A 12,252-nucleotide genomic window follows, 5' to 3' on the forward strand; every position below is an offset into this window, starting at 1 on the left:
CAGAAAAAGCGGCAGCAGAAAAAGCGGCAGCAGAAAAAGCGGCAGCAGAAAAAGCGGCAGCAGAAAAAGCAGCAGCAGAAAAAGCAGCAGCTGAGAAAGAAGCAGCAGAAAAAGCAGCAGCAGAAAAAGCAGCAGCTGAGAAAGAAGCAGCAGCTCAAGAAGCTTTAATATCGAAGACGACTGATGTTGGTGCTAAATTCGTTAAGAAAACTGCATCTAACCTAAATGTAGGCGAAGGTACTGAAATTAGCAGCAAATCATCTAAGTCTGTTACAAGTATGACTGTTGAATTGCACCCAAGCTTAGATACAGTTGTTGTTGCTGTTCCATTAAATGCTGATGGTAGTGTAAATACAACTGCACCTCAAGCATACTTAGAAGATTTCGACTTCCGTGGTAATACTTCTAACACGACTGGTGAGCACACTTTACAACATATCTATAAAACAAAAGACGGTTCTACCTTAGCTGGTGCAGCGCGCACAGATGGCGAGACTTCTACTAAAACTGAGACTAAGGGTTCAGATACAGGTCTAGCATATGTTTATGAAGATGGTCGTTTAAACTATACTCGTAAAGAAGCTGGCCGTAACGTTGTTGATCCTAGAGTTGCTCGTACTGATGAAAATTTAGCTAAGTCTGTTGCTGAAGTGTATGGACATAGAACATTCCTTACCGGTGATTCAGAAGTTGTAAACAACGCACAAGATGATACAGTTTTGGCTAACGCACCATTTACAGCAAAAGATGCTGAAGGTCGTTACACTGCAGGTTCTAAGTTAAGCTATGTTCAATATGGTCGAGTAACTTCTAAATTACACGCTGTAGAGCCGTCTCACTTAAAAGATGGTAAAAACATTGCTCAATACGGTACTAAAGTTGCAAGCTATGGTCAATATGGCGAGCAAGGTACTGAAGATAACTACTTCTACCGTGGCGTAAATAACACACCATATAGCGCAACTTTAGCAGCTGATCTTAAAAATGTTTACTTTGGTTCAGAAGCCGCTGGCGGTACTTTAAACTATCGTGGTCATGCTGTAACTTATAATCTAGATCGTGATTACCGACTTGCGGATAGTCTTCCAAATGCTTTAGGTGCAGACTATAAGTTAGTAAGTGGTACGCACGTAAATGCTAACATTGATTTAGCGACTAAAGCTGTAACCGGTAATCTTTATAATGTATGGCAAGAAGAAAACTCTCAACAAACAACTAAATACCACAATGTTGAGTTAGCAAAATTCTCTGGTACATTAGCTAATAATGGTAGCATCTCTGGTACTGCAACTAAATTTGACAACACTGCAGGTGTATTACAAGCAGGCTTATTTGGTGGTCGTGCAGAAGAATTAGGTGGTACCCTTGCAAGTACTGACACTACTAATAACTGGGGCGCAGCATTTGGTGCTAAAGTTCAAAATCAGCCTCATACGGTTGCACCAAGAACTCCAGATGTTCCAGCTTGGGGTGAAAGTACAGACCAACGTAACGTAAACAATCCAAATACTACAAGTAAGTAATTTGGTGTTTACTTTATAACTCAATAAATGAACAGCTCATCTCGGTGAGCTGTTTTTTCTCTCAGATAATACGGAAAGCAAGAGTATCATATGAAAAATACAAAGCTGTTATTTGTTTTAACAGCAATAGCAACATCAGTAGTGACTTATGCGGATAACCCAGCACCTGCTCTGATTAGAGATGGTTCACAAGTTGAAGATAGAAGTCCAAAGCTTTCTCAACAGAATCTAGATGAAGATTTGTTGAGAAAACAAAAGTTATCTGAACAATCTGTATCAGCAAAAAACGCGAAACAAAATAATGTTATTCGTTATACAGGAAGAGAACTACTTGATAGACCAGATATTTTAGAAAAGCTTTTTCTTGATGCTTTAGTTAACCCAAATAAAGCTGTGTTACCTACTTATATTAAACTCTATCAACAGGTGCCAAATAGAGATCAATCCTTGATTGATTGGGCAACAGCTATTTTAGAACGAGAGGAAAATTTAAATAAATCTATCACTTCTTACCGTAAATTGATTTCAAGCTTCCCTAATAATAATTTTATTCGTTATCAATTAGCTGAAACCCTATTTTATAATCAACAATATGAAGCAGCTAAAGATCAATTTCAAAGATTAAGAGCTACATCAGTACTCCCGCAGGATATCGCTGTCTTTGACCGTTTCCTCGATGTTATTAATAAAAAAGATGATTGGAATTTTTCGTTTGGAATGAGCTTTCTGAATGATAAAAACTTAGCAAATGCTGCAGAAGAAGGCACAAAAATGGAATTGCCTAATGGCAACACTGTTACATATAACTCACGGCGTCAAAAAGGTCAGGGGGTATCCTTGTGGTTAGGAGCCGATAAACGTTGGGGAATGGATGGTGGAAAATATTTAGCATTAGAGAGCAATGTATCTAACCATTATTATTGGAATAATAAGCGTTATAATGACTTTAATGCTCACCTAGGTTTAGGCGTTGGGTATTCTGATGCTAGATTTGATATTCAATTAACACCATATATAGATAAACGTTGGTATGGTGGTGGCTTGAATGGAAGTGATGCTCTAAAAGAATATTCAAATAGATATGGCGTTAGTATTTCATCTAGTTATTGGTTAAATCAAAGTTTTAAGTATTCAAATTATTATAACTATGGTTATGAAAAATATGATCGTGTAGTTGATAAGAAAAGTTATAACGGAGCGATTCATGCGTTAACTAATTCCATAATGTATTTGCCTAGTTCATCTCAATATTGGTCACTATCACTTGATTTATCTAAGAAATATGCAGCAGATAAAACAAATTCGTTTGACCGCATTGGTACGCGCTTAAGCTGGGGACAAGAATGGCCTTTAGGTATTTCTACTAATACATCCTTTGGTATTGCAAAAAGAAATTATAAAGAAGCGTCTTTCTTAGGAAAACAAAAGAATAATGAATATAATGCTTCCATCTCCATTTGGAATAAAAAAATTCATTATGCTGGGTTCACGCCGCGCTTAACGTGGATTTATACTAAAACGAACAGTAATATTTCTCTATATACATATGATAAAAATCAAATGGTTATAGAAGCGACGAGAACATTCTAAAAGATAAAGTTTGAATTATCAGAGTAGATTTGTTTGATCTGCACCTTACACATTGGCGCTGAGTCAAGCTGTGTAAGGTGCAGATTTTTTTATGCGTATTTTGTCTGCCGTAGGGCGTGGAATCTATTCTGAAGCTCAGAATGCTTCTTTTCGGCATCCAAAAAAGCGCCATATTCCAACGGCAATGAAGGTGGCGGCGAGGTAAACTGTGAGATAGCCAAAGGCATGCGCGAGGCGGAGGGAGACAAAGCCTGCTAGGTAGGCACCTAAGAGGGCGACGGAGAATTGCAATGCGCTGTCGAGCGTGGCGTAAGTTTGAGTGGATTTGTCCATAATCATGGCGAGCAAACACGGAACAAGTAATGCGTAAGTCATACTTAATAATAAGATTGGTACGGCGATAAGATAAGGAAAATCCGTGCCGACATATTCAAATAAAATAAATAAGCAGAAGGCAAAAATTTGGCTAAATAATATCCATTGGGTGACAGAAACCCGAGAATATTTTTTGAGTAATAGACCACTGAGCGGAGCAAAGGCGATAGCACAAAGGGGTTCGAATACTGAAAGTAATAGCCCAATGTGTTGGCTGCTCCAGCCCAAGGCATTTAGGCGCGGAATGAAACTACTGACCACCATGCCGCTAGGAATAAACACAAATAACAATAAAATCAACCAACGAAATGAAATATGCGGTTGTTGCCAAAAATAGAAAAAGCGTGTGAATAAAAAACGCAATGGCGGATTTTGCGGTTCAGCGGCAACTGTAGGCTCGGAATATAGGCTGATTTGCAGGATCAGCAGTAGTGCAAAAACACTGATTAAATCCACCGCACTTTGCCAGCCGTAATGATGATAAATCAGTAACACTAAACCGCCGCCAAGCATTTTACCCACGCGTCCTGCGATTACCTGAATGACACCGCCAAAGCCACGTTGCTCAAAAGGCAGGATGGCACAGGTCAATCCTAGCGTTGCGCAACCGAAAAATAGACTGCTTAGGTTCAATAGTACACACGCCACCATAAGCAGTGTAAAATCCCGTTGCGGTTGGATGAAATGCAACATGAATAAGGCAATAAAAATGATTAGCGAGGAAAGGCATAGCCAGCCGCGAAATTGCCCGATACGCTTGAGACGATAGCGTTCAATTAACGGCGAAACGATGAATTTCGCCATTTCCATCCCACCAAGCAAATAGAACCAACTAAGCTGTTTAAGATCGAACCCCATCTCTTTTAACATGGTGATGAGACCAATCATATAAAACGCCACTATGCAGAATTTAAAGCCGGCGGTCGTGGCAAGGATTGCCCAATCCTGCTTAGTGAGTGATGTTGCCTTGTTGGCATTGCCAAAACGCTGCATAACGTCCTTTTTGTTCTAAGAGTGTTTGATGCGTGCCTTGTTCGGCAATGTTGCCGTTTTCCAACACATAAATGCAATGCGCGCCCACAATGGTGGAAAGTCGGTGAGCGATAATCAACACGGTTTTGTCTTTAACCAGCTGATCCAACGCTTTTTGCACTGCCAGCTCATTGCGGGTATCCAACGATGCTGTCGGTTCATCTAAAATGAGAATCGGTGCATCTTTTAAAATCGCGCGGGCAATCGCAAGTCGTTGCTTTTCACCGCCGGAAAAATTACTCCCAATTTCATTAACTTGCGTTTGATACCCCTGTGGTAATGCCTGAATAAAATCGTGGCATTGGGCAAGTTTACAGGCGTGAATCACCTCTTCATCGGTGGCATTGGGTTTTGCCATTCGGATGTTATTTAATACACTGTCTTGGAATAAATACACGTCTTGAAACACCACAGAAATTAAGCGCATGAGCTGTTCTTGGCTAACATCCCGAATATCGATACCGCCGATCGTAATTTGCCCTGATTGTGGATCAGCATAACGCAATAACAAGCGGAGTAATGTTGTTTTACCACAACCGCTGGTGCCCACAAAAGCATTGAGGCTGTTAGGTTTTATGTCCAGATTAATGTCGTTTAGGATGGTTTTTTCAGCATTATAACCAAAGAGGACATGCTCATAGCGAATACGATAATCTGTGGGTAATCTGCTGCCATGATTTTCCGCCAATTCAGGCAATGCCATCAGTTTTTCAAATTTTTCACAGCTAATCACAAAAATTTCTAAGAGCGAAGACATTTGCACAAAGAAGTTCAATACATCTGAAATTCGCGCAATTAAAATCAGTACCGTGGCTAACAATACCCAATGGGCGCTACCGGAAATCACCCAAAATGTGCCAACAATTAATACGGCAATCAGGCTGAATTGAATGCTTGAGGTAATAATCAAATTCGGACGTTCGCCTTTTTTTGTGCCGATGCGTTGAATGTTTGCCACATCTTCAATCACACGGTTGAAAATATGTTGTTTGTTTTCTGTCTGCCCTGTTGATTTCAGAATTTCCAAGCCTTGCACAAACTCAATGGTTTCGCCTTTAAGTCGCTGATTAGCTTCTGCCAAAATACTAAATCCACGACGGAAAGCTTTTCTCCGCCATAAATAAAGTGGCACGATAAGCGGAAAAATAATGAAGATCAGCAGCCCAAAGCGGTAATCAAAGAAACAAAGACAAAGGGCGGCAGACACCGGTGTTACGATGCCGTAAATTAGAATACTGATTAAACTGAAAGCGTAATTCGTCGCTTCATTAATACTTTGGATGGCAACGGCACTGAGTTCGCCTGCACGAAATCCACTGAGGACGGCAAGAGATACGCGGCGGAGTTTTTCGCCCAGTTGACGTCTTAATTGATATGTCGCCAAAAATGAATCGCCTTTGGTGTCATAATATTCCGCCCAAATGCGGAAAAGGAGGCTGGCGACGAAAAGCACGCCACATAAAACACTCCAAAAAATGACCGCACTTTGTCCTGCTTCAGTTTGTTCTAATGCTAAAAGCAGCGGATACAGCAAGCCGATAGCCACGCCGAATAAAGTTGCAGACAGTGCCGCAAAAGCAAGACAGCGTAAGAATGCGCTTTGTTGCTGTTGGGCGGCGGCAAATAAGGCGTGATAAGTTTGCCACAGGCTTTTTACACGTTGAGTTTCGGGATTAAAGTAAGATTGCATAACATTCTCTAATGTATCGTCCAAGATTTTGCCTGTTGATATTCTGCCCAAAGGGTTTGATAGGCGACATTGGTTTGCAACAAGGCTTGGTGGTTGCCTTGAGCGATGATTTTGCCGTTCTCTAAATAAATAATTTGGTCGGCTTGGGTAATGCTAGACAGGCGATGCGCCACCATGATCACTGTTTTATTTTGCATCAGCGCATGAAATGCCTGCATTAAATCCGCCTCGTTTTTCGCATCGGAAAAAGCCGTGGGTTCGTCTAACAATAAAATCGGGCGATTTTGTAAAAAGGCTCGGGCTATACTGATACGTTGTTTTTGTCCGCCTGACAATAATTGTCCACGTTCACCCACTTTCGTTTGATATTGCTCCGGCAAGGTCATAATAAAGTCGTGAATACGGGCTTGTTTGGCGGCATTGATAATGGCTTCTTCCGCCACATTTTCTATGCCGTAAGCGATGTTTTCGGCAATAGAGCAAGAAAATAAGAAATTATCCTGAAATACGACCGAACAATATTTCATGAGTTGATCCTGTTCCATATGACGAATATCCGCACCACCTAAGGTGATTTTTCCGCTATCGACATCCCAAAAGCGCAACAGCAAATTGAGTAAGGTGGTTTTGCCGGAGCCTGAAGTGCCAATAATGGCTGTAAAACTATTTTGTGGCACAATAAAGTCAATATCTTGTAGCGTATTTTTGTCGGCAGCATAGCTGAAATTGACCTGTTCAAATTGAACAGCATATCCCTTCGGCGTTTGTAACGGCAAAAGTGCGGTGGCATTTTCCAGCGTTTTTATTTCGTTAATGCGTTCAATGGCGGCGCGGGAGCGTTCCAACAAATGAAACAGTCCCATGTACGGATGCATGGTTTCAATTAACCCGGCGGCTAACACTAAAAAGGCAAAAAAGCCAAAAGTGGAAAGCAGCGCAAACGAGTGTAAATACACGCCTAACACAATCAAAAACAACATAATCGGCATTGGCGTAAAGAGCGAACGGGCAAGACGTGTTGGTGCGCCCACTTTGGCTAAAAAAGCGAAGATAACCTGATTAAAATTTTCCAATGCGGTGCTAAAACGGCTGTACGAACTTTGTCCCGCATCAAAGGTGCGAATCGTGCTCATACCTTGAATATATTCAATAATCGCGCTATTGATTCGGCTCACGGCAGCACCGTAATCACGATAATTCAATCGACTTTTTTGCATTAAACGTTGCAGAATCGTAAACAACACGACAAGGAAAATCAGCACAGCCAATGCCATGGGCCAATTTAACCAAAACAATGCCGCCAACACGAAAATCGGTGTGGAATAAGCCTCCGCTTTAAGAGGGGGCGCATCGGCAACAAAGGTGTGCAATTCGTTTACGTCATCGCACAGCACTTTCGTTAAACCGCCTGAACCGATTTCATTGACTTTGCCTAACGATAATTGACTGATTTTTTTCGCAAGCTGTTGGCGTAGCATTTTTTCCAATTCAAAGGCCGCATAATGAGATTTGTCGTGCGCTTTAATTTTGCAGGTGTAATACAAAATAGAAATGGCAAGCAGCGCGAAAATCTGCCAATAAGGAAACGTAAGAGATTGGCTGACGGTGAACACAATGTGGATCATCAAAAGCCAAATCCCGATTTTTAAGCCTTGCGCGAAGGTTGCCAACCACATTGAGGCGCGTAATTGCGCGGCAACAGGTTGGCAAATTTGTTGGTGTTGCTGACTCATTGCTTAGAATCTTAACTCGGTGGATAGTCCAATTTGACGTTCCGGCTGACGAGTAATGTCGCCAGAGCGCGGTACGACTAAGATATCTTTGCGTGAGTTAAGCACGTTATCGGCATAAAGCGTGATTCTGGCATGCTTAAAGTCGTACGCTAAATAAACATCAAGTTGGTCATAATGCCCTACTTTACCATTGGCTAAGTTGTCGGCAGTGGAATAATAACTACTGTTATAGCTGTAATTGGTGCCAATTTCTAGGTGGTCAAGAAGACGATAATTGGCCCCCACTTTTCCACTAAAACTTGGTGCACGAGCGAGTTTATTCCCTTCAATGCCGCTGTTTGGATAACGTTTGATATCGGTTTTTAGCATCCCGATGCCCGCATTAAGTACCAGTTTCTCCGTGGTCTGCCATTCGGTATTGATTTCCGCACCATAGGTGGCGACTTTATCGGCATTGCGGATCACGATGGAATTTGGACCAAGGGTAAACGGTAACTGCATGTCTTTGTAGTCGTTATAGAATAGGTTGCTGTTAATGCGTAGGCGTTTATCTGCGGATGTCCAACGATGATAAAGTTCGTAGTTCCAGACATATTCCGCGTCATATTCATAGCTGGTGTACGGCACACCGAAAGTCACACCGGCACCGCCCGGGTTGTAACCTTTGCCTACTTTAAAGCCTAAGCGTTGATCATCGTTAATTTTCCATGCAATGTCTGCTTTTGGCAGGAAGACATTGTATTTTTTATCCCGATTGATGGAAAACATCGCACTTTTGCCTTTACGCTGATGATGTTCCTGTTCATAGCGGGCGGAAAGTGTGAATTCAAACGGAATATCAGGCGTGAAGGTAATTTCACCAAAGGCCGCCTTGGTTTTTGTTTTATCATTAAAATTTGTCGTAATCGGCGTGCGAGCAATGCGTCCATTAAGCATCGTAACACTTTCATCTTGTTTCGCATTGAAATAGAACAAACCGAATAACCCACGGTATTTTTCGTTTTCGTATTTTACAATGGGTTCAATTTGGAATTCATTGCCATCAACACGAGCCGGAACACCTCGACGATTTGGCGGCAATGCGGTGTTGAATGGTGAGGTCGTTTTTCTATCGTGAATAAAGTGGGTATAAACCAATTTATTTTCCCATTTCCAACGATCTGAGAGTTGATAGCCAATGTCCCAAATGGTGCTGGCAGAGCGAGTTTGGAATACCGGGCGTTCCGGCGTGTAACGTGGTGAATTAGGTTGTAATTCCGTTTCACTTTGTGGCGCTCGCGCGTTTAAATGATTGAACGTTAAACGGCTATAGAGGTCCGGCAAGGCAGACGGGGTCCACAGTAATTTGGCGCGGGTATTGGTGGCTTTAAACCAACGTGGGTTACCAACGGGATCATAATGCGGTAAATCCACAGCCGTTTCGCGTTGTTGATGATCTACGCTTAAACGAAACGCTAATTCGTCTTTCACCACAGGGCCTGAAATCAGGGCGGCTGTTTGTGCCAATCGATGATTTCCCATATTTAATTTCGCGGCACCTTCCCATTCTTGCGTTGGGTCATTGCTGGTCATGACCACTGCACCGGCAATGGCATTACGCCCTTGGGCATAGCTTTGCGCGCCACGATAAATTTCTACCTGTTTCATATCCCACAGGGATTTTGTACCGAATGCCAATTCGTTATAACTGGAGGTTCTGCCGTCAATTTGCATATTCAAACGTGGGCGCGAACCCGCAAAAAATGCCACCGCACCTACCGCTGGGCCGGATCCGTCAATGCCGCGCACAGTAGGTAAGTCATTGCCTAAGCCGGTGTCTAAAATATTCACATGACGTTTTAATAATTGGGTTGCAGACAGTAAATTGGCTTCTCGTTTGAGTTGTTCGGCGGTTACCACGGAGGTACTTGAACCGGTAGAGGATTGACTACGCTCGAATTTTTCACCGGTGACAGTGATTTCGTCTAGTACCGTGGTCTGATGACTTTCTTCGGCATGGCTAGAAACAGAATAGGCACTCATCAGGCAAAGGCTAATGAGGCTGAGTCGTGGGGATAACTTGTTCATGGGTTCTCCTAGGCTTTATTTTGGTTTAAAGTTTACACTTTTTACATTAACTGATTAATAATGTAAACCTAACACAATCACAATACGAAAGTAAATAAGAATTTTTCTCAAATTTGACATTTGACAATTAAAGGCTTTCGGCTATGTTATTGCCCTTTAAGGAGCGAACCATGAAAAAAGATATTTTTTTGAAACAGGTTGCCACTGAACTGTTTTATCAACAAGGCTGGAGATTAACGTCTGTCGCAGAAATTTGTCGGGCGGCAGGGGTAAGTCGAGTGACGTTTTATAAATATTTCCCCACCAAGCAAGATTTAGTGAAATGTATTTTCGAAGAACAAAAAAATAATATGCGGCAGGAATTTGACAGGCTGTTAGCCACAGAGGCAGATTTAGCCACGGTGATCCAGCAGATTTTGACGATGCAGCAAGAATCCATGACTACTCTGTATTCCACCGCCGTATTACATGATTTAAATCATGATCAAGATGAAACCTTACAGGCTTTTTTTCGGCAAATGGCACAGGAAAAATATCTCTATATGCACTATTTTTTCAGTACGTTACAACAACGCAAAAGCGTACGTGATGATTTTCCTGTGATTTTAATTGATGTGTTGATTCAAAAAATGGATGAAATGATTCACTCTTCCGTCTTACAACAACATTATGCCGGCAAAGAACAGCAACTCTTTAAAGATGTGTTACAGCTTTTTATGCATGGCATTGCTTATCAGAAAAATGCCACCTGATTCTTTGAGTAAAAACATTTCAAAAACAGACCGCACTTAGCATGGAAGATGACGGCATCAGGCATCGTTCGCCATGATTTCTGGTTATAACATATAAAAAACCGTTCTTTCCTTAAAAAATTGTCTTCTTTTTATAATGCACGAAAATCTTGTTTCGTTTTGAATTACATATGAATTGGCAATATATCTGGAACACATTACCACGTTTTATTGATGCGACTTGGATAACGTTGCAGCTTTCTTTTTGGGCGATTGTCCTTTCGTTGTTCATCGGTTTTTTCTGCGCCATTGTGACGACATATAAAGTGCGTATGCTCAACCCCATTGTGAAATTTTATATTGAACTTTCCCGCAACACGCCTTTGTTGATTCAGGTTTTTTTCCTGTATTTCGGCTTATCTAAGGTCGGTATCAAATTAGACGGCTTTACTTGTGCTGTGATTGGTCTTGCGTTTTTAGGGGGAAGTTATATGTCAGAAGCCATTCGAGGTGGTTTGGAGGCGATTCCCCGTGCTCAGTTGGAATCAGCGTTAAGTTTAGGGTTGACGCCGGCACAAGCCTTTCGTTATGTCTTATTCCCCCAAGCCTTTGCGGTTGCTGCACCGGCGATCGGCGCTAACAGTTTATTTTTAATGAAAGAAACCTCGGTGGTCAGCGCGATTGCCATTGCGGAGTTAATGTTTATGGCAAAAGAGATTATCGGTATGGATTACAAAACGAATGAAGCGCTCTTTTTATTAGTGGTGTTTTATTTGTTGATTTTATTGCCGGTGTCATTGTTTATCACTTACTTGGAACGTCGTACACGGAGAGCAAAATATGGGGCTTAATGTGTTATTTGAAGGGAGCAATTTTGAACGGTTGTTGGGTGGTCTCTGGGTAACAGCAAAAATTGCCTTTGTCTCCGTTTTCTTCGCCTGCATTCTCGGTATTCTTCTCGGCTTGTTGATGACAAGCAAAAATCGCCTGATTCGTGCTGTTTGCCGTTTTTATTTGGAATTTGTCCGCATTATTCCTTTGTTGGTCCTACTTTTTATTACCTATTTTGGCGTGGCGAAATGGTTCAATACGCATATTGATGGCGTTACCGTATGTATTTGGGTCTTCATTTTTTGGGGAACCGCAGAAATGGGAGATTTAGTGCGTGGTGCCTTGACGTCTATTGAAAAACATCAGACAGAATCTGCTTATGCCTTGGGTTTAACGCCATTACAAACGTTTCGTTATATTTTATTGCCACAAAGTTTAAAACGTGTCACACCAAGCGCCATTAACTTGTTTACACGCATGGTGAAAACCAGCTCGCTTGCTATGTTAATCGGTGTATTGGAAGTGATTAAAGTCGGGCAGCAGATTATTGAAACCTCTCTGTTTACGGAACCTTCCGCTGCCTTGTGGATTTATGGTGTGATTTTCTTGTTATATTTTGTGATTTGCTATCCGTTATCTTTATTTTCACGTTATTTAGAAACCTATTGGGAAAAATAGAA

General features: G+C 41.7%; 9 protein-coding genes. 5 read left to right on the forward strand and 4 right to left on the reverse strand.

Translation table 11 applies throughout. From position 1 onward, the window contains the following. Together Q0203_RS07005 and Q0203_RS07010 are read left to right on the forward strand one after the other, a co-directional pair. On the forward strand, positions 1-1,523 hold a 1,523-nt coding region (locus Q0203_RS07005), incomplete at its 5' end, for a transferrin-binding protein-like solute binding protein (protein ID WP_297930777.1). A 90-nt stretch (positions 1,524-1,613) separates the two neighbouring features. Then, positions 1,614-3,113 (forward strand): surface lipoprotein assembly modifier, encoded by a 1,500-nt coding sequence (locus tag Q0203_RS07010; protein ID WP_297930779.1) that lies wholly within the window; start codon positions 1,614-1,616, stop codon positions 3,111-3,113. Between the two features lie 135 nt (positions 3,114-3,248). Here Q0203_RS07010 and Q0203_RS07015 read toward each other — a convergent pair whose 3' ends face one another. From Q0203_RS07015 to Q0203_RS07030, 4 genes are read right to left on the reverse strand one after another with little or no spacing between them, the layout of a single operon-like run. Further along, positions 3,249-4,481: an MFS transporter gene (locus Q0203_RS07015; protein ID WP_297930782.1), complete on the reverse strand. Its 1,233-nt coding sequence runs from the start codon at positions 4,479-4,481 to the stop codon at positions 3,249-3,251. Then, complete coding sequence (locus tag Q0203_RS07020) at positions 4,438-6,210, reverse strand: ABC transporter ATP-binding protein (RefSeq protein WP_297930785.1); 1,773 nt, start codon at positions 6,208-6,210, stop codon at positions 4,438-4,440. Before Q0203_RS07020 ends, Q0203_RS07015 begins: the two co-directional genes overlap by 44 nt. Positions 6,211-6,218: 8 nt before the next feature. Beyond that, positions 6,219-7,943, reverse strand: coding sequence for an ABC transporter ATP-binding protein (locus Q0203_RS07025; RefSeq protein ID WP_297930788.1), 1,725 nt, complete (start codon positions 7,941-7,943; stop codon positions 6,219-6,221). 3 nt (positions 7,944-7,946) lie between these two features. After that, positions 7,947-10,010 (reverse strand): TonB-dependent siderophore receptor, encoded by a 2,064-nt coding sequence (locus tag Q0203_RS07030; protein WP_297930790.1) that lies wholly within the window; start codon positions 10,008-10,010, stop codon positions 7,947-7,949. A 170-nt stretch (positions 10,011-10,180) separates the two neighbouring features. On the opposite strand from Q0203_RS07030, the gene Q0203_RS07035 reads away from it, so the two are divergent. The 3 genes from Q0203_RS07035 to Q0203_RS07045 all read left to right on the forward strand — a co-directional run bounded on the left by Q0203_RS07035 (position 10,181) and on the right by Q0203_RS07045 (position 12,250). Next, positions 10,181-10,762: a TetR/AcrR family transcriptional regulator gene (locus Q0203_RS07035; RefSeq protein WP_297930793.1), complete on the forward strand. Its 582-nt coding sequence runs from the start codon at positions 10,181-10,183 to the stop codon at positions 10,760-10,762. Positions 10,763-10,932: 170 nt separating this feature from the next. Continuing rightward, complete coding sequence (locus Q0203_RS07040) at positions 10,933-11,592, forward strand: amino acid ABC transporter permease (protein WP_021615968.1); 660 nt, start codon at positions 10,933-10,935, stop codon at positions 11,590-11,592. Next, complete coding sequence (locus Q0203_RS07045; RefSeq protein WP_006719332.1) at positions 11,582-12,250, forward strand: amino acid ABC transporter permease; 669 nt, start codon at positions 11,582-11,584, stop codon at positions 12,248-12,250. Before Q0203_RS07040 ends, Q0203_RS07045 begins: the two co-directional genes overlap by 11 nt. Positions 12,251-12,252: the final 2 nt, after the last annotated feature.

Origin of the sequence: uncultured Aggregatibacter sp. (genome assembly GCF_938046485.1) — a bacterium.
GTDB lineage: Bacteria > Pseudomonadota > Gammaproteobacteria > Enterobacterales > Pasteurellaceae > Aggregatibacter.